This window comes from Methylobacterium sp. ARG-1 (genome assembly GCF_001262595.1).
Taxonomy (GTDB): Bacteria; Pseudomonadota; Alphaproteobacteria; order Rhizobiales; family Beijerinckiaceae; genus Methylobacterium; species Methylobacterium brachiatum.
The window spans coordinates 1-19079 of the sequence record NZ_LHCD01000007.1 but is presented as its reverse complement, the minus strand read 5'-3'; the positions used below and the strand labels follow the sequence as shown (position 1 = coordinate 19079).

Below are 19079 nucleotides of genomic sequence, written 5' to 3'. Positions count from 1 at the left end.
GGGTGGTCTCCAGGGCGAATTGCCGAAAAGCCGGCCCGTGCTGTCTGGCTGCGCGGCTCCTGCCCCCGGAAAGCGGCGAATCTGAGAAGGCCTGCCTGCGCTGACCTTGCTCCTGAGCTCGCGCGAAAGCTTTCAGCCTCACCGCCCTTGCGAGGGCAGCGAAGCGAACCACGGCAGCCCGCCGTTTCGAAGCGCGATGGATCGCGCGGTCATCCGGCTACGCCCGCGGTGTCGATCCAGGCCGATCCGCGGCCTGTTCCCCACGGCGATCTGGCTCACGTCTGTCGACGACGAGTTTGCAACAAAATGCAGTTTGACGCCTTCGCGGTTGACGTCTGAGGGTATTTGGCATACCAGATACCAAAATGCACAGCGAAACGCGGTGACGAGCTCCGGAGAGACCGGAACTTTAGCGCCGTATCGCAGGGAGACCGCAATGACGGACCCGAGCTTCGTTGCTCCCGACACAGCCTGCATCCTGGCCGCCGAACATCGCCGTTGGGCCGTTCGTGTCGCACGCTGACACCATGCTGGACCGCCCCGCCCGGGACGACCTCACCGGACTCGTCGCCGCCATCGGCGACGCCGTGGTGGTCGCCGATCCGGAGGGCGCGATCACGGTCTGGAACCCGGCGGCCGAGCGGATCTTCGGCTTCACCGCGGCGGACGCCCTCGGGCAGACCCTCGATCTGATCACGCCGGAGCGCCACCGCCGCCGCCACTGGGACGGCTACGCCAAGACCATGCGGACCGGCACCACCCGCTACGGGGCCGAGACCCTGCGGGTGCCGGCGATCCACAAGGACGGCCGCCAGCTCTCCATCGCCTTCACGGTCGGGATGATCCGGGACGCGTCGGACCGGGTGACCGGCATCGTCGCGGTGATCCGCGACGAGACCGAACGCTGGAGCGAGGAGAAACGCCTGCGCCAGCGGGTGGCCGAACTCGAAGCCCTTCCGAACGGATCCTGACCGGAAACCGGGACCGTCCGAAGACTGCAATCCTCAACGCGCAAGGGAGAACGCCAGATGAGCAAGCCGTTGGACGGGATCAAGATCATCGATTTCACCCATGTTCAGGCCGGCCCCGCCTGCACGCAGCTGCTGGCGTGGTTCGGCGCGGACGTGATCAAGGTCGAGCGGCCGGGCGCGGGCGACGTGACCCGCACGCAGCTGCGCCACGTCGAGGATGCGGACGCGCTCTACTTTACGATGCTCAACTCCAACAAGCGCTCGCTGACGCTGGACACCAAGACCCAGGCCGGCAAGGAAGTGCTGGAGAAGCTGATCCAGGATTCCGACGTGATGGTCGAGAATTTCGGACCCGGGGCGCTGGACCGGATGGGCTTCTCCTGGGCCCGCATCCAGGAACTCAATCCCGGGATGATCCTGGCCTCCGTGAAGGGCTTCTCCGACGGGCACCATTACGAGGACCTGAAGGTTTACGAGAACGTCGCCCAATGCGCCGGCGGCGCCGCCTCGACCACCGGCTTCTGGGACGGACCGCCGACCGTCAGCGCCGCCGCGCTCGGTGATTCGAACACCGGCATGCACCTCGCCATCGGCATCCTCACAGCGCTCCACCAGAAGAACAAGACCGGCACTGGCCAGAAGGTCGCCGTCTCGATGCAGGATTCGGTAATCAATCTCTGCCGGGTGAAGCTGCGCGACCAGCAGCGCCTCGATGCGCTGGGCTATCTCGAGGAATACCCGCAATATCCGCATGGGGAATTCTCGGACGTGGTGCCGCGCGGCGGCAATGCCGGCGGCGGCGGCCAGCCCGGCTGGGTGCTCAAGTGCAAGGGCTGGGAGACCGACCCGAACGCCTACATCTACTTCACGATCCAGGGCCATGCCTGGGCACCGATCTGCAAGGTGCTCGGCCGCGAGGATTGGATTACCGATGCCGCCTACAACACCCCGCGGGCCCGGCAGGACAAGATCTTTGACATCTTCAAGACCATCGAGGAATGGCTCGCCGACAAGACCAAGTTCGAGGCGGTAGACATCCTGCGCACCTACGACATCCCCTGCGCGCCGGTTCTGTCGATGAAGGAGATCGCCGAGGACAAGTCGCTGCGCGCCAGCGGCACCGTCGTCGAGGTGCCGCATCCGAAGCTCGGCAGCTACCTGACGGTCGGCAGCCCGATCAAGTTCTCCGACATGACCGTCGAGGTGAAGGCCTCGCCGCTTCTCGGCGAGCACACCGACGAGGTGCTGACCGGCCTCGGCTACAGCCCCGCGCAGATCCAGGCGATGCACGAGGCCCGCGCGGTCTGATAAGCGGTCCCAGACCTCTGCTATTCCGAAGCGGGACGGCGCGTGCTGCGCCGTCCCGTCTCGTCTGCGGGATCCGGACCCGATGCGATCACTGCTCAGCCGCCTCCTTCCCGAGCTGACGCCGGTCAGCAAGCGCGAGCGTCTCCGCTCGGCCGCCGGCGCCCTGCTGGGGATCCTGGCCACCGGCCTGGTCTGCCGCGCCGCGATCGGGCCGGAGGCCGCCCCGGTCCTGATCGCCCCGATGGGCGCCTCGGCGGTGCTGCTCTTCGCGGTGCCGGCCAGTCCCCTGGCCCAGCCCTGGTCGATCCTCGGCGGCAACCTCGTGGCCGCCCTGGTCGGCGTCACGGCCGCAACCTGGGTGCCGGACCCGTTCGTGGCGGCCTCTGTGGCCATCGGCTTGGCGATCGCCCTGATGATGGCCCTGCGCTGCCTGCACCCGCCAAGCGGGGCGGTGGCCCTCACGGCGGTGCTGGGCGGCCCGGCGATCCGGGAGCTCGGCTACGGCTTCGTGCTCTGGCCCGTGGCAGCCAATTCGCTGCTGCTCCTGAGTGCGGCCCTGCTGTTCAACAACCTCACCGGCCGCGCCTATCCGCACTTGCGCCCGGTCGGCCCGCGGACCGACGACCGGGCGCCGGCGTCCCGTCTGGGCTTCCTGGCCTCGGACCTCGATGCGGCGCTGGCGGATTTCGACCAGCTGCTCGACGTCGATCGCAGCGACCTGGAGCAGATCCTGCGGCGGGTGCAGATGCGCGTCTATGGGCGCCGCCCGGGCCAGACCACCTGCGCGGCGATCATGTCCCGCGACGTGATCGGGGTCGCGCCGCACGATTCCCTGGCGCAGGCGCTGCACCTGCTGCGCCGCCACCGGATCAAGGCCCTGCCGGTCACCGACGAGCGCGCCCGGGTTCTCGGGATCGTCACGCAGACCGACCTGTTGGACAAGGCCGAATGGGACCGGAGCGGCCCGCGGCTGGGCCTCGGCCGCCGCTTGCAGCTGACCGTGGAGCGCGGACGGGCGCCCCATGGCTGCGCCGCCGACATCATGACCGCAGTCGAGCCCGTCACCCCGGACACGCCGCTCGCCGAGCTGGTGCTTCGGATGGCGGAGGCGGCCCTCCACCACCTGCCAGTGGTCGATCCGGATGGCCGGCTCGTCGGGATCGTCTCCCAGACCGATCTGATCCCGGCGCTGATGGCCGATGCCGGGCCCGCCGGTCCGGCGCGGGCCCGCAGGGCCGCGGACGCCGTGCCGGCCTGACCCGCCCGCTCAGCCCTTCTTGACGTTCCAGAACACCGGCACGCCGTCGAGCACCCCGGTGACCGAGGGCTTGTACGAGGTCTGGTTGAAATACTGCCCGAGCGGTAGGTAGGGCACGTCCGCGAAGGCCTGCTTCTGCAGGGCGTCCGCGAGCGTCTTGCGCGCGGCGGTGTCGGGAGCATCGAGCCATTCCTGGCGGAGCGTTTCGAGCTTCTCGCTGGTCGGCCAGCCGACCGGGGCGCTCGCGCCGGTCCCGCGCAGGAAGGCGCTGACGGCCGGGTTGGCCTGGTCGAGCCCGGCCCAGAAGGTGCAGAAGATGCTCCAGCCGCCCTGGGCGATTGGGTCCCGCTTGGCCCGCCGCTGGACCACCGAACCCCAGTCCATGACCTGATAATCGACGTTGAAGCCGGCCCGCGTGAGCATGTCCGCCGCGACATCGCTCAGCGCCTTCAGGCTCGGGAAGTCGGAGGCGCCCATCAGCACCACCTTCTCGCCCTTGTACCCGGCCGCCGTCAGCGCCTTCTTGGCGGCGTCGAAGTCGCGCTTGCTCGTCAGCACGTCGAGGCCGGCCTCGCTCGCCATCGGCAGGCCGGGACAGAAGAAGCCGGCTGGCACGTGCCGCAGCTTCGGGTCGTCGCCGGTCACCGCCTGCATGAAGTCGGTCTGGTCGACCACCTTCAGCAGCACCTGCCGGATCGCCGGGTTGTCGAAGGGTGGCAGCAGCTGGTTCATGCGCAGGCAGCCGATCAGCCCGGTCGGGTCCTTGATCGAGGTCTTGAGGCTGCCCAGCGTCGGCACGAGGTCGGAGGGCGGCTGCTCCCACCAATCCATCTCGCCGGTCTGCATGGCCGAGGCGGCGGTGGCCTGATCGGGGATGACGTGCCACTCGACCCGGTCGAGGAAGGCGCGCTTGGGGCCCGAGGTCCATTGCGGCTCGCCGCCCTCGCGCGGGACGTATTTGTCGAAGCGCTCGTAGACGACCCGGGCGCCGACCATCCGCTCGTCCGCCTTGAAACGGAACGGGCCGCTGCCGACCATCTCGGTCACCTGCGTGAACGCGTCGGTCTTGGCGAGCCGTTCCGGCATGATCGCGCAGATCGGCGAGCCGACCTTGCCCAGCGCGTCGGGCAGGAGCGGGAAGGGCTTTTTCAGCCGGAACTGGATCGTCCGGTCGTCGGGGGCCGAGAGTTCGTCCGTGTAGGCCATGAGCGTCTGGCCCATCGGGTCGCGCTTGGCCCAGCGATTGATGCTGGCGACGCAGTCGCGGGCGAGCACGGGCGTGCCATCGTGAAAGGTCAGCCCGGGCCGGAGGGTCATGCGCCACAGCTTGCCGTCATCCTCGACGACGTGGCCGGCCACCATCTGCGGCTGCGCGGCGTAGCTGGCATCGGTCCCGTACAGGGTGTCGAACACCGCGAGCCCGTGGTTGCGGGTCACGTAGGCGGTCGTCCAGATCGGGTCGAGCACCGTCAGGTCGGCCTGCGGGATGAACTTGAGCACCCGGGAGGCCGTGCCCTGGGCGAGTGCCGGGGCGGCGAGCGCCGCCCCCGACAGGGCCACGAAGGATCGTCTGGTCAGCATGTCGGCTCGCCCCTGGAGTGCGTGTCGCCGAAGCTTAGCACGAGGCGGGCCACGGGAAGGGCGGCCGTCCCGGATCCGCGGGAAGATTACCGATGGTTGTTGGCTATCTCAGGGGACGAGGCTCGGGCCATTGTCGATGCATCAAGCGACGTGCCCCCAAAAAACGCTGTTCAGGAGCGGCGGCTGCTCGCTACCCTGTCATGCCGGGATCCGCTACGCGGCCCCGAGATGACAGGGTGGATGTGCCAACGCTCAAGACACTCTCGAACGTCTGCCGGAACACATCGCCCCCTGAGAGGCGTGCCTCACGCCTTCTTCTTGATCCCGCTCTGCGGGTTGAGGCTGCCGATATTGCCGCTCTCGCTGCCGGCGGCTGGGTCGATCACCGCGTTGACCAGCGACGGTCGGCCGGAATCCATTGCGGCGTTGACCGCCCGGGTCAGCTCGTCCGGCGAGGTGACGTGGTAGCCGTCGCCGCCGAAGGCCTCCATCATCTTGTCGTAACGGGAATCCTTCACGAACACCGTTGTGGCCGGGTCGCGCCCGGTCGGGTCGGAATCGGTGCCGCGGTAGATGCCGTTGTTGTTGAACACGACGATGCAGACCGGCAGGCCGTACCGGCAGATCGTCTCGACCTCCATGCCCGAGAAGCCGAAGGCGCTGTCGCCCTCCACGCACAGGACCGGCTTGCCGGTCTCGATCGCGGCGGCGACGGCAAAGCCCATGCCGATGCCCATGATGCCCCAGGTGCCGACATCCAGGCGCTTGCGCGGCTGGTACATGTCGATGATGCCCCGCGCGAGGTCGAGGGTGTTGGCGCCCTCGTTGACCAGGATCGCGTCCGGCCGCTCCTTGACGATGGTGCGGAGCGCCCCGAGCGCGGCGTGGAAGGTCATGGGCGAGGCGTTGCTCATGAGCTTCGGCGCCATCTTGGCGATGTTCGCCTCGCGCTTGGTCTTAAGCGTGTCGATCCAGTCGGCCGGGGGCTGCTGCCAGCCCTGGCTCATCCCGTCCAGCAGCGCCTGGACGCAGGAGGCGATGTCGCCGACCACCGGGGCCACGATCTCGACGTTCGAATCCATCTCGCGCGGCTCGATGTCGATCTGGATGAACTTGGTCGAGCCGGGCTCGCCCCAGCTCTTGCCCTTGCCGTGCGACAACAGCCAGTTCAGCCGGGCGCCGATCAGCAGCACCACGTCCGAATCCTTCAGCGCGGTGGAGCGTGCGGCGCCGGCCGAGAGCGGGTGCGTGTCGGGCAGCAGGCCCTTGGCCATGCTCATCGGCACGTACGGGATGCCGCTGGTCTCTACGAGGGCACGGATGGCGTCGTCGGCCTGGGCGTAGGCCGCGCCCTTGCCGAGCACGATCAGCGGCCGGCGGGCGGATTTCAGCACCTCCAGCGCCCGGGTGATCGCCTCGGGGGCGGGGCGCTGGGCCGGGGCCGGATCGATCACCTTCACCAGTGACTTCTGGCCGGCCTCGGCCTCCATCACCTGGGAGAACAGCTTGGCCGGCAGATCGAGATAGACGCCGCCGGGACGGCCTGAGCAGGCCGCGCGGATCGCCCGGGCGACGCCGATGCCGATATCGGCGGCGTGCAGGACGCGGAAGGCCGCCTTGCACAGGGGCTTGGCGATGGCGAGCTGGTCCATCTCCTCGTAGTCGCCCTGCTGGAGATCGACGATCTCGCGCTCGGACGAGCCCGAGATCAGGATCATCGGGAAGCAGTTCGTCGTGGCGTTGGCGAGCGCGGTCAGGCCGTTCAGGAAGCCGGGCGCCGAGACCGTGAGGCAGATGCCCGGCTTCTGGGTGAGGAAGCCCGCGATCGCCGCGGCGTTGCCGGCATGCTGCTCGTGGCGGAACGACACGACCCGCATGCCCGCGGCCTGGGCCATGCGGCCGAGATCGGTGATCGGGATGCCCGGGACGCCGTAGATCGTCTCGATGCCGTTGAGCTTGAGCGCGTCGATGACGAGGTGGAAGCCGTCGGTGAGATCGGGATCGGCCTCGATCTCGGGGGCGGTGTGGACGATCTTTGCCAGAGCGGTCATCGCTGTTTCTCCCGGAAATTCAGTGTCGGTACGGGGGCTTTCGAGGTTTCTGTCAGGATCTCCGACCCGCTGTCCTCATCCTGAGGTGCCCGCGCCAGCGGGCCTTGAAGGAGCCCTCCTTCGAGGCCTCCGCTTCGCTTCGTCGCCTCAGGATGAGGGGAAGAGTAGGAGATCCGTGTAGGCCGAGCGTCGTTCGAGGGAAGGCGTAGTGTCAAAGGCCGTTCAGACCGCCCGGATCGGTTGGGTGGTGAGCGCCGCGGGATGCTGGGCCTCGGCGAGGTAGCGGGCGCGCAGCGGCCGCAGCAGGAAGATCGCGAGCGCGGCGGCGGCGACGTTGAGCCCGATGATCAGCGAGAACACCGCCGACCAACCATAGGCCGCCGACAGGAGGCTGGCGAACGGCACCAGGAACGCGGCGGTGCCCTTGGCGGTGTAGAGCAGGCCGGCATTGCTGGCGGCGTATTTCGACCCGAACGTGTCCCCGCAGGTCGCCGGGAACAGGGAGTAGATCTCGCCGAACACCCCGAAATACACCGCGGTGGCGAAGACGAACACCATCGGGTGGTGGCCGTAGGTCAGGAGCACGATCACCGCCAGGGCCGCCGTCGAGAAGGCGATGAACATCGTGTTCTCACGGCCGATATTGTCGGAGACGTAGCCGAAGAACGGCCGGCCGAACCCGTCGAAGATCCGGTCGAGGGAAATTGCCAGGGTCAGCGCCGCCATCTGGAGGCCGAACAGGCTGACCGGTACGCCAGCGACGTGGAAATCCTGGGCGATCGGGGCGATCTGCGCCGCCGCCATCAGGCCCCCCGAGGCGACCATGACGAACATCGCGTACATCACCCAGAAGACCGGCGTGCGCACCGCCTCGCGGGGGCTGCGATCGATCTTCGTCTGGGGCAGGCGCAGGCTCTTGCGCTGCATCGGCACGATGGTGGCGGGCTTGCGCAGCAGGAAGGCGAGGGCAAGCACGATGGCGCCCTGGCCGATCCCAAAATACAGGAAGGCGTCCTGATAGCCACTGGAGGCGATCATTCGGGCGATCGGCACGACGGTGATCGCCGCGCCCGCACCGAAGCCGGCGGCGGTAGCGCCTGCGGCCAAGCCGCGGCGATGCGGGAACCATTTCAGCGCGTTGCCGACGCAGGTGCCGTAGACCGAGCCGGCGCCGATGCCGCCGACCACCGCGCCGAGATAGAGCAGCGCGAGGCTGTCCGCGTAGGCGTCGATCGTCCAGGCCAGGGCGATCATCACCCCGCCGAACGCGACCACCAGGCTAGGGCCGTAGCGGTCCACGAACCAGGCCTCCACCGGTACGAGCCAGGTCTCGGTGGCGACGAACAACGTGAAGGCGAGCTGGATTGCCGCCCGCCCCCAGTGGTAGCGCTGATCGATGGGGTCGACGAACAGCGTCCAGCCGTATTGGAGGTTGGCGATCATGGCCATGCAGATCACGCCGAAGGCGAGCTGCCACCATTTCGCCGACGGCGAATCCTGGCGTTCCATCCCTGAGCCTCACTGGTGGGCGGCGCGTCCTTGAGCTGGCGCGTCTGTCTCGTGCAGGCTCAATCATGCATATTCAGCTCAGGCATGCAATATACCAGGCTGATACGGCGTCGGTTCGCTGTCAGTCCCGGAAATATTGTTCCGTCTGCCGATCAGGTCGCGCTGTGTCCCCAGGTGCCCAGCGTCTGCTCGTCCGCCGGGACAAGCGTCTCATCGATCTCCGGTATCCCGGCGGCATCCTCGGAGATGCCGATCACCGCGCGGGCCGCCTCCCAATCGGGATCATCAGCCACTTCCGACAGGACCCCGCGATCGAGGCCCGTGACGCGCCCGCGATCGAGGCGGACGAAAACGCGGCCGGTTTCGGCCCGGGCGAACCGGACCGCGTCCATCCGACGAAGGCATTCGCGCAGAAAGCTTGTGTTGGCGACCGCCGCTAGGTCGACCCCGCGAAAGACTTCGTCAGGCCCATGGGCGAAGATGTCGACCTTGCGAAACCGGTCGATGTCGATCAACCCCTTCACGTCGAGGATGTTGAGGACCCCGCCGGCCCCGAACGCGATGGTGCGCGGGCGCTCCCCCTGCGGGACGCTGTTGTCGAGGAACTCGCAGACGACCTGTTTGTCCCGGGCGAGCGCCCAGTTGAAGAACAGGCGCGGCATGCCGGTATAGGCCTCGACATTGTGAGCCAGCAGGTCCTCGACCGCCTTGAACCTGCCGAACTGCTCGCCGCGCTTATAGGCGCGCTCCACCGTATCGGCCGGCGGCGTCACCATGAACTGCATGTAGACCCGCTCGCCGAACCGGGTGAGCAACTGGCCTCCGCCATCCGAGCCGGCCTCGGCCTGAAAGCTGTCGAACCGGAACCGGTCGATCAGCAGGTTCGAGATTCGCCGCTCGGCGGCCTTGCGGGTGACGTAGCGGTCGAGCTTCATGTCGATCATCTCGACCTCGTAGCCCGTGAGCGTGCCGGCATACCGGGTCGCCGGGCCGAGGCTGTCGTAGTCGAGCAGGAACTTGCGCCAGACGTCCGGGGTGATCACCGCGAAGTCGGACCAGGCCATGCCGAGCCGCCGGGCCAGCCCGAGCTGGTAGGGCCGGATCGTGCTCTTGCCGGACGCCGAGGCGCCCTTGACGTTCATCACCACCGGATGGGCTTGCGGCGCGAGCCGCCGGTAGCCGCGGGCCTCGACCACGGCAGCGATCCAGGGCTCGATCAGCTCGCCGATGCGGCGGCTCCCGTAGCCGTTCGAGACCAGGGTTCCGGCGATACCGCGCAACAGGGCGGGATCGCGGATCAGCGTGTTCTGCCGGGCGAGAATCCCGGAGACGACGCCGCGCAGCGCCTCGCAGGCGGCGATCTCCAGGCCGTCGCCGGCCTGCAGCGCCCGGCTTTGCCAGGCCTCGAGGTGGTTCAGCGCCCGGGTCGCGGGATCCTGCCGGGGCGGCGGGCTCGGCGGTGGCGGGCGACGCCCAAGCAGCCGGTCGAGCCAGCCGGGCTCCGGGGCTGCCGGGGGCGGCGGGTCGTCGAGGATCGCGGCGATCTCGCGCTGGAGCACGGCGTCGGCCTCGGCGCGTAGCGCCGCCAGGGCCGCTTCGACCTCACCGAGCCGGGGCTCGATGCCCTCGCGCAGGATGGCGGCGACGATCGACCGGAAATTGACGCCGAGATCCGCGTAGACCGCACCCACCGGCACCGACAGGTCGGACATGACCCGGATCAGCACCTCGTGGACGACGAGGCGCCAGGGCCGGATCCGGGTGAGCTGGCGGGCCGGCAGGCCGCACAGGTCGCTCATCTCGAGGGCGTCGCGCAGCGGCGTCTCGACGTGCTCGGGGCGATAGACGGTGATCAGCGGCGTGAAGGCGGCCGGCAGGTCGGATTGGACGCCGGGATTCCACGGCCCGGCGGGCGGCTCGACCGGGAGAGCGGAGGCCAGTCCGGTCACGGATGCGCCCGGGCGGGGCGCAAGAGCCTAGGGCATCGTCCTGAAGATCGGATCCAGGACGATACCCTTAGGTTTTGATGGGGCATCGTCTGTTTTCGGGTGCCGGACAGTGTCTTTCCGGACGATGCCCTAAAAGACCTTCTGGAACCAGCCGTGCGAGTCCTGGGTCGCGCCGCGCTGGATATCGACCAGCATGCCGCGCAGCCGACGCGCCACCGGGCCCGCCACCGCGTCGCCGATGGTGAAGTTGTCCTCGCGGCCCTTCACGGTGCCGATCGGCGTGATCACCGCGGCGGTGCCGCAGGCGAAGGCCTCGGTGAGCCGGCCGGCGCGGACGTCGGCCCGCCAGGCGTCGATCGTGTAGGGCTCCTCCTTGACGGTGAGCCCCGCCTCGCGGGCCAGGGTGATCACCGAGTCGCGGGTGATGCCGGGCAGGATGCTGTCGGAGAGCGGTGGCGTCTGGAGCGTGCCGTCGGCGAACACGAAGAACACGTTCATGCCGCCGAGCTCCTCGATGTAGCGGCGCTCGGCCGCGTCGAGGAACACCACCTGCTCGCAGCCCTGGCGTGCGGCCTCGGCCTGCGCGGCGAGGCTCGCGGCGTAGTTGCCGCCGCACTTGGCCGCCCCGGTGCCGCCCGGAGCGGCGCGGGTGAAATGCTCCGAGATCCAGACCGTGACCGTGCCGGTCGGGTCCTTGAAGTAGGAACCCACCGCCGAGGCGATGGTGACGAACAGGTATTCCGAAGCCGGCTTGACCCCCAGGAACGCCTCATTGGCGATCATGAACGGCCGCAGGTACAGGCTGCCGTCGGGCGTGTCGGGGATCCAGTCGCGGTCGATCTGAACCAGCTTGTGCATCGCCTCGACGAACGCATCCTCCGGGAACGGCGCCATCGCCATGCGCTCGGCCGATTGGCGGAAGCGGCGGGCATTGGCGTCGGCGCGGAACAGGGCGGCCCCGCCATCGGCGGTGCGGTAGGCCTTCAGCCCCTCGAAGATCTCCTGCGCGTAGTGCAGCACCGCGGCGGCCGGATCGAGCGGGATCGCCTCGCGCGCCTGGATCCGCGCATCGTGCCAGCCGCGACCGGCCGAGTACCGAGCTACGACCATGTGGTCGGTGAACACCTTGCCGAAGCCCGGATTCTCCATCAGGGCAGCCCGCTCGGCGCTGGTCCGGCGGGCGGGATGGGCGTGGGTCTCGAACGTCAGGTCGCTCACGGGTGGGGTCCTCATAGACTCAAGCCCTTATGCCGCGCTCCGGCGGATGAATCTACGGAGCGCGCGCATGACTCATGCGCCGGATTTGCCGTGCCGGCGGCTCGCTCGGAGGTCGGCTCAGGCAGCGGGTGCCGGCTCCGACAATTGCATCCGGTGCAGGCGGGCATAGGCGCCGCCGGCCGCGATCAGGTCGTCGTGGCGCCCGGTCTCGATCACGCGGCCGGCCTCCATCACGGCGATCCGGTCGGCCTCCCGCACCGTCGACAGGCGGTGGGCGATCACCAGGGTGGTGCGGCCGCGCATCAGACGGGTCAGCGCCTCCTGGACCAGGTGCTCGGATTCCGAATCGAGCGCCGAGGTCGCCTCGTCGAGGAGCAGGATCGGCGCGTCCTTGAGGAAGGCCCGGGCCAGGGCGACACGCTGGCGCTCGCCGCCGGAGAGGCGGTTGCCGGCGGGGCCGACGCGGAACGCGTAGCCCTCCGGCAGGGCGGTCACGAAGTCGTGGGCGGCGGCGGCGCGGGCCGCCGCCTCGATCTCGGCCCGGCTCGCCCCGGGTCGCCCGAAGCCGATATTGGCCGCGACGGTGTCGTCGAACAGCACCACCTCCTGCGAGACCACCGCGACGGCGGCGCGCAGCGAGGCCAGGGTCACGGCGCGCACGTCCTGCCCGTCGATGGTCACCCGGCCGGCGGTGACGTCGTAGAGCCGCGGCACGAGGTTGAGCAGTGAGGATTTGCCGGAGCCCGAGCGTCCGACAAGCGCGGTGGCGGCGCCGGCCGGAACCGTGAGGTCGATTCCCTCCAGGGCCGGCGCGTCCGGCCGGTACCGGAACTGCACGCCCTCGAACCGGATCTCCCCGGCGGTGACGACGAGCGGCGCCGCATCGGGCGCCTCGCGGATCTGGGGCGCCTCGTCCATCACGTCGAAATAGCGCCGCAACGCCGCCGCCGCCTCCTGCAGGATGGCGTTGAGATTGCCCAAGGCCCGGGCCGGCTGGGCTGCGAGCAGCAGGGCCGCCACGTAGCCGGTGAAATCGCCCACCGTCCGCTCGCCGGCCAGCACCCGCTGCCCGACCAGGACCAGCACGCCGGCCACCGCGATGCCGCCGCCCACCTCCAGCAGCGGGTCGAGCCGCCCGCGGGCATTGGCGGCCTTCATCTTGAGGCGACGCACCTCATGGAGCGCCTGCACCGCCCGGCCCTTGAGGTAGCCCTCCATGGCATAGGTCTTGGCGACCCGGGCGCCCTGCAGGCTCTCGGAGATCAGGCTGGCGGTGGCACCCATCTGCTCCTGGGTGGTGGTCGAGACCCGCCGGAGCTTCTTGCCGATCCGTCCGATCGGCCCGGCCACGAACGGCACCGTCAGGCCGGCGACCAGGGTCAGGACCGGATCCATCCAGATCAGCGCCGCGACCAGCCCGATCAGCATCGCGATGTCGCGCAGCAGCACGGTGGAGATGCGGGTCAGCGCCTCCTTGATGAAGGCGAAATCGGTGGTGAAGCGCTGGGTCAGCGCCGCAGGGCTCTCGCGGCCGAGCTGCGCCAGGTCGGATTCGATCAGGTGGCCGTAGAGTGCCGCCTGCATGTCGGCCTCGACCCGGGTGACGACCCGGTTGGTCAGCACCGTCTGGCCGAACAGCGAGAAGCCGCGCAAAGTTGTCACAACGATTACCACGAGCGGCCCGTAGGCGATGGCCGCCGCATCCTTGCGGTCGAAGGCGTCGAAGGCGGCCTTGATCAGGGCCGGGTACAGCCCGGTTGAGCCGCCCACCAGCGCGATCAGCACCAGCACCACGGCGAGCGTCGCGCGATGGGGATAGAGCCAGGTGCGCCACAGGCGGACGAGGAGGGGGAAAGTGTCGCCGGGGAGGCGCGCCATGGAGCTTACCGGTTGGGTCCTGTCACCGGGCTCCCTGAGGCAAGATCCGCGGCGGCAGCGGTTTGCAGCCGCCGCCGCCGCGGATCAAGTTTTTTGCCGTCGGCCGCATTCAGCGGTCGTCGCCGCCGGGACCGCGCTCGTCGTCGCGATGGCGATGCCAGCCGCCGTGGCGATGGCCGCCCATCGGGCGGGCCAGGATCATCGCGCGCCGCTTCTGGCCCTCGTCGAGGCTCGCGTAGAGCGGCTGCGCGGCGTCGGCGAGCTTGCGCAGAGCCTCGCCCCGGGCGGTGGCGGCATCGGCCATCGCCCGCAGGGCGGCCGGCGCGTCGTCGAACATCTTCGGGCGATCGCGCATCGCCTCGCGGCGCTGCTGGCGCAGCTTGACCATGTCGCGCAGCGCGGCCTCGACCGGCGGCCACAACTTCTCCTGGTCGGCAGTGAGCTTCAGGCCGGCATGGAGCCCGGCGATGCGGGCATCCGCGAAGGCGGCCCGATCCTCCGGAGTCAGCGCACTCCAACGCCCGTGGCCCCGGAAACCGTCGGAGCCACGGTCATGCGCCGCGGCCGCTCCGACAAGGCTCAGGCCGAGGGCACCGGTGACGAGAAGGGCGGCTCTCAAACGTCCGGACATGGCATGCTCCATCTCACGCTCGGTCGCCGCGGCGATGATCCGGCAGCGGCTCACAGCGCGCATCAGGCGCCGGCCGTGTATCCCGCTTGTGTGTGTAACATTGTTACATTACAGGCTCAGTGGCCCCGGTGGATTGGGAGGACAGGACGTGCGCGGGACGGTTCGGTTGGCGTGGCTGGTGGGGCTCATCCTGGGGCTCGGCTTCTCTTTTCCGAGCTGGGCGGCCCCGGACGCCGAGAAAATCCGCGCGGTGGCGAGCTTCTCGATCCTCGGCGATCTCGTGCGTGTCGTCGGCGGCCCGCACGTGGCGGTGACGAACCTGGTCGGCCCCGATTCCGACGCGCACGGCTTCAGCCCGTCCCCGGCCGACGCCAAGAAGCTCGCGACGGCCGACATCGTGTTCGTCAACGGGCTGGGGCTCGAAGGCTGGCTCGACCGGCTGATCCGGGCCTCGGGCACGCGCGCGCCGGTCGTCGTAGCCTCCACGGGGGTGAAGACCATCGCCGCCGTGCACGAGCACGCCCATGCCGACGCCGGTCACGACCACGACCACCACGCGGTCGATCCGCATGCCTGGCAGAGCGTCGCCAACGTGCGGATCTACGTCGCCAACATCCGCGACGGCCTGGCGAAGGTCGATCCGGCCCATGCGGAGGCCTACCGGGCCGCGGCCGAGGCCTACACGGTGCAACTCGACGCGCTCGACCAGGCGGTTCGCCGGGCGGTGGAGAAGATTCCCCCGGAGAACCGCCGGATCATCACCACCCACGACGCGTTCGGCTATTTCGCCGACGCCTACGGCCTGCGCTTCATCGCGCCCCAGGGCGTGTCCACGGAGAGCGAGGCGAGCCCGCGGGATATCGCGGCGATCATCCGGCAGATCCGGCGGGAGAAGGTGCCGGCGGTGTTCCTCGAGAACATCAGCGACCCGCGCCAGATGGAGCAGATCGCCCGCGAGGGCGGCGCCCGGATCGGCGGCAAGGTCTATTCCGACGCTCTGTCCGGACCGGACGGGCGGGCCGCGACCTATCTGGACATGATGCGCTCGAACCTGCGGGCGTTCGACGCGGCCTTGACACCGGGCTGAGCGCACGAAACCCCGGTTTTCAGAGCCGAACCTACGGACGCGCTGCCGGAGTGACACAACCGGAGCGTGCATGGGCCCGCATTCTTTCCCGCCGCGGGAATGACATAGCGTAAACCGCCGGTTAAGAGGCCGCCTCTACCCTGAAACGAAACGGGTGCCAGCCGATCCTCGTATCCGAGGGCTCGGGCCCTTGGGGCCTGGTGAGATCGCTTGGCTCGGAGATCGCGTGGCTTGGGGGCCTGACCGCTGGCGCTTCTATCGGCTCGTGGCGCGCGAGACCGCGCGGACCCTTCGTGCTGTCGGCGCCAGCCTCACCGCCTCGCCCGACATCCTGGCGCGGATGCGCGTCACCGGGCTGGTGATCGCCCCGCAGGACCTGCGCACCTCCGACGCGACCTTCGCCGACGACATCTATGCCGGTATGTTCGTCTTCGCGGGCCGGTCGCTCGCGGCAAGCGGCGGCTCGCCCTTTGACTACGCGGCGCCCTCGCCGGAATGGGCCGATGAGCTCTACGGCTTCGGCTGGCTCCGCCACCTGCGCGCGGCCGACACCGCGCTCGCCCGCGCCAATGCCCGGGCCTTCGTGGCGGATTTCATCGCTGGCCGGGGCGACCCGGCACTGGCCCGCCACACCCCGGTGGCGGCCCGGCGGCTGATCTCGTTCCTGTGCCAGTCGCCCCTCGTGCTCGAGGGGGCCGACCACACCTTCTACCAGAACTTCCTGAAGGCCATCGCCCGCAACGCCCAGCAACTGGAGCGCGACCTGCGGCGGGGCGTGCCGCCGCAATGGCGCCTGAACGCCGCCGTGGCGCTCTGCTATGCCGGCCTGTGCTGCGATGGCATCCAGCCAATCCTGCGCCGGGCGACCCGGATCCTGTCCCGCGAGCTCGACCGGCAGATCCTCACGGATGGCGGCCACCGCTCCCGCGACCCGCGCTTCGCCATGGAGCTGTTGCTCGACCTGCTGCCCCTGCGCCAGAGCTATCTCAGCCGCAGCGTCGAGCCGCCGGCCGCTCTGCTGCGGGCGGTGGATCGGATGCTGCCGCTGCTGCGGCTGCTGCGCCACCCGGACGCGTCGCTCAGCCATTTCAACGGCATGGGCGCCACCGACGCGGATCATCTCGCCACGCTCCTGGTCTATGACGGCGCGCTCGCCCGCCCGATGATGCACGCGCCCAATTCCGGCTACGAGCGCCTGGAGGGCGGCCGGGTCATCATGGTCGCCGATGTCGGCAAGAGCCCGCCGCTGCCCTACTCGCTCAATGCCGGGGCGGGCTGCCTCGCCTTCGAGATGTCGAGCGGGCCGCAGCGCATCGTGGTCAATTGCGGCCTGCCAGCCTCCGGGCCGGACCTGCGCCTGCTCGCCCGGTCCACGCCGGCCCATTCCACCGCCAGCGTCGCCGATTCCTCGTCCTGCCGGTTCCTCACCGCCACGGGCTGGTGGGGCGAGCGGGTGGTCGCCGAGTGGCTGATCCGCCGGCGCGGCGCCGTGGTCCTGCGCGGCCCCGGCGCGGTGGCGGCCGAGCGGGTCGAGGAGGCCGACAGCACCGTCCTCGCCGCAAGGCACGACGGCTACGCGCCGGAATTCGGCATCGTGCACGAGCGGCGTTGGCAGCTCTTCCCCGCCGAGGCGCGGCTCGAGGGCCGGGACGCCTTCTTGCGCCAGGGCAAGGGCCGGGTGCGCGGCCACGACGTGGCGATTCGTTTCCACCTGCATCCCGGCATCGCGGTGCGCGGGGTGCCTGAGGGGCTCGAACTGGCCTCGGCCCTCGGCGAGATCTGGGTGTTCCGGGCCTCGGGCGCCGAGATCGCCATTGAGGAGAGCGTGTACTTCTCCGGCCTCACCGGGCCGCGCCGCACCGACCAGATCGTGCTGCACCTGCGCGTCTCCGACGACGTCGAGGTGCGCTGGAGTTTCGAGCGGCTGGCCTCGGCACCGATGCGGGGTGCGACCGCTCCCTGATCCCGGCTGGCCCCGCGCCCCGGTTCCATGCTACCGCGCGCCGAAATCTCAAGGTTCGGCAAGCTGCTATGGCGCACGATCAGGTGCGGGTCTCCCGCGCGCTTCTCTCGGTCTCGGACAAGACCGGCCTCGTCGAATTCGCCCGGGCGCTCGACGCCCGCGGCATCGCGCTGGTCTCCACCGGCGGCACCCATCGCGCCCTTCAGGAAGCCGGCCTGCCGGTCACCGAGGTGGCCGACCTGACCGGCTTTCCCGAGATGATGGACGGGCGGGTGAAGACGCTGCACCCGGCGGTGCATGGCGGCCTGCTCGCCATCCGCGACAACCCCGAGCACCAGGCTGCGCTCGCCGCCCACGGAATCGGGGCGATCGACCTCCTGGTGGTGAACCTGTACCCGTTCGAGGCGACCATCGCGGCCGACAAACCGGAAGCCGATTGCATCGAGAATATCGATGTCGGCGGCCCGGCGATGATTCGCGCGGCGGCCAAGAACCACGCCGACGTGGCCGTTGTCACCGACGTCTCCGATTACCCCGCAATCCTCGCGGCCCTGGAGCAAAACGACGGCGCCGTGGGCAGCGACCTGCGCTGCCAGCTGGCCCAGAAGGCCTTCGCCCGCACCGCCGCCTACGATACCGCGATCGCCAACTGGATGGCGGTGCAGTTCAAAACGGAGGCGCCGGGCCGGTTCCGCGCCTTCGGGGGCACGCTCGCCCAGAGCCTGCGCTACGGCGAGAACCCGCACCAGTCGGCCGCCTTCTACCGGGCGCCGGGCTTGGTCCGGGCCGGGGTCGCGACCGCCCGTCAGCTCCAGGGCAAGGAGCTGTCCTACAACAACTTCAACGACACAGACGCCGCCTATGAATGCGTTGCGGAGTTCGACCCGGCGCGCGCCGCCGCCGTGGCGATCATCAAGCACGCCAATCCCTGCGGCGTCGCCGAGGGCGCCAGCCTGCTCGAGGCCTACGAGCGGGCGCTCGCCTGCGACCCGACCTCGGCCTTCGGTGGCATCGTCGCGCTGAACCGGACGCTGGACGCGGAGGCCGCCCGCAAGATCGTCGAGATCTTCACCGAGGTGATCATCGCCCCGGACGCGACACCTGAGGCCATCGCCCTGGTGGCGGCCAAGAAGAACCTGCGCCTCCTGCTCGCCGGCAGCCTGCCCGACCCGCGGGCGCCGGGCGAGACCGTCCGCACCCTGTCCGGCGGCCTGCTGGTCCAGGGCCGGGACGCGGTCGTGGTCGACGACATGCCGCTCAAGGTCGTCACCAAACGTGCCCCGAGCGAGGCCGAATCGTCCGATCTCCGGTTCGCCTACCGGGTCGCCAAGCACGTGAAATCCAACGCCATTGTGTATGCCAAGGCAGGCGCCACGGTGGGGATCGGGGCCGGGCAGATGTCCCGGGTCGATTCCTCGCGCATCGCCGCCTGGAAGGCCGCCGAGGGCGCCAAGCGCCTGGGCGTGGCCGAGAGCCTGGCGGTGGGGTCCGTGGTCGCCTCGGACGCCTTCTTCCCCTTCGCGGACGGCCTGCTGGCCGCCGCCGAGGCCGGCGCGACGGCGGTGATCCAGCCGGGCGGCTCGATGCGCGATGCCGAGGTGATCGCGGCCGCCGACGAGGCCGGGCTGGCGATGGTCTTCACCGGGCACCGCCACTTCCGCCACTGAGGCGAGGC

General features: G+C 69.7%; 13 protein-coding genes. 6 read left to right on the top strand and 7 right to left on the bottom strand.

What is annotated here, in order from left to right:
• Positions 1-527 precede the first annotated feature (527 nt).
• From AKJ13_RS09430 to AKJ13_RS09420, 3 genes are all read left to right on the top strand, one after another.
• Positions 528-971 (top strand): PAS domain S-box protein, encoded by a 444-nt coding sequence (locus AKJ13_RS09430; RefSeq protein WP_050733107.1) that lies wholly within the window; start codon positions 528-530, stop codon positions 969-971.
• A 57-nt stretch (positions 972-1028) separates the two neighbouring features.
• Positions 1029-2279 (top strand): formyl-CoA transferase, encoded by a 1251-nt coding sequence (gene frc, locus AKJ13_RS09425; RefSeq protein ID WP_050733106.1) that lies wholly within the window; start codon positions 1029-1031, stop codon positions 2277-2279.
• 82 nt (positions 2280-2361) lie between these two features.
• Positions 2362-3537, top strand: a complete 1176-nt coding sequence (locus AKJ13_RS09420) for an HPP family protein (protein WP_050733105.1) — start codon at positions 2362-2364, stop codon at positions 3535-3537.
• Positions 3538-3546: 9 nt separating this feature from the next.
• Here the strand turns inward: AKJ13_RS09420 and AKJ13_RS09415 are convergent, their stop codons facing one another.
• The 7 genes from AKJ13_RS09415 to AKJ13_RS09385 all read right to left on the bottom strand — a co-directional run bounded on the left by AKJ13_RS09415 (position 3547) and on the right by AKJ13_RS09385 (position 14354).
• Positions 3547-5118: an ABC transporter substrate-binding protein gene (locus AKJ13_RS09415; protein WP_050733104.1), complete on the bottom strand. Its 1572-nt coding sequence runs from the start codon at positions 5116-5118 to the stop codon at positions 3547-3549.
• Positions 5119-5423: 305 nt separating this feature from the next.
• On the bottom strand, positions 5424-7169 hold the full coding sequence (oxc, locus tag AKJ13_RS09410) for an oxalyl-CoA decarboxylase (RefSeq protein ID WP_050733103.1): 1746 nt from the start codon (positions 7167-7169) through the stop codon (positions 5424-5426).
• Positions 7170-7391: 222 nt separating this feature from the next.
• Positions 7392-8678, bottom strand: a complete 1287-nt coding sequence (gene oxlT, locus AKJ13_RS09405) for an oxalate/formate MFS antiporter (RefSeq protein WP_050733102.1) — start codon at positions 8676-8678, stop codon at positions 7392-7394.
• A gap of 152 nt (positions 8679-8830) precedes the next feature.
• Entirely contained in the window at positions 8831-10627 is a 1797-nt protein-coding gene (locus AKJ13_RS09400; RefSeq protein ID WP_050733101.1) for a hypothetical protein, read from the bottom strand.
• Positions 10628-10756: 129 nt separating this feature from the next.
• Entirely contained in the window at positions 10757-11860 is a 1104-nt protein-coding gene (locus tag AKJ13_RS09395; protein WP_050733100.1) for a branched-chain amino acid aminotransferase, read from the bottom strand.
• 102 nt (positions 11861-11962) lie between these two features.
• Positions 11963-13723, bottom strand: a complete 1761-nt coding sequence (locus tag AKJ13_RS09390; RefSeq protein WP_050733099.1) for an ABC transporter ATP-binding protein — start codon at positions 13721-13723, stop codon at positions 11963-11965.
• A gap of 109 nt (positions 13724-13832) precedes the next feature.
• Positions 13833-14354, bottom strand: coding sequence for a Spy/CpxP family protein refolding chaperone (locus AKJ13_RS09385; protein WP_050733216.1), 522 nt, complete (start codon positions 14352-14354; stop codon positions 13833-13835).
• Between the two features lie 148 nt (positions 14355-14502).
• Between AKJ13_RS09385 and AKJ13_RS09380 the strand changes: the two genes are divergently transcribed.
• The 3 genes from AKJ13_RS09380 (at position 14503) to purH (ending at position 19071) form a co-directional block, all read left to right on the top strand.
• Positions 14503-15441, top strand: a complete 939-nt coding sequence (locus AKJ13_RS09380; protein WP_200905607.1) for a zinc ABC transporter substrate-binding protein — start codon at positions 14503-14505, stop codon at positions 15439-15441.
• 226 nt (positions 15442-15667) lie between these two features.
• Complete coding sequence (locus AKJ13_RS09375; RefSeq protein WP_050733098.1) at positions 15668-17404, top strand: heparinase II/III family protein; 1737 nt, start codon at positions 15668-15670, stop codon at positions 17402-17404.
• Between the two features lie 68 nt (positions 17405-17472).
• Complete coding sequence (gene purH / locus AKJ13_RS09370) at positions 17473-19071, top strand: bifunctional phosphoribosylaminoimidazolecarboxamide formyltransferase/IMP cyclohydrolase (RefSeq protein WP_050733097.1); 1599 nt, start codon at positions 17473-17475, stop codon at positions 19069-19071.
• The last annotated feature ends 8 nt before the right edge of the window (positions 19072-19079 follow it).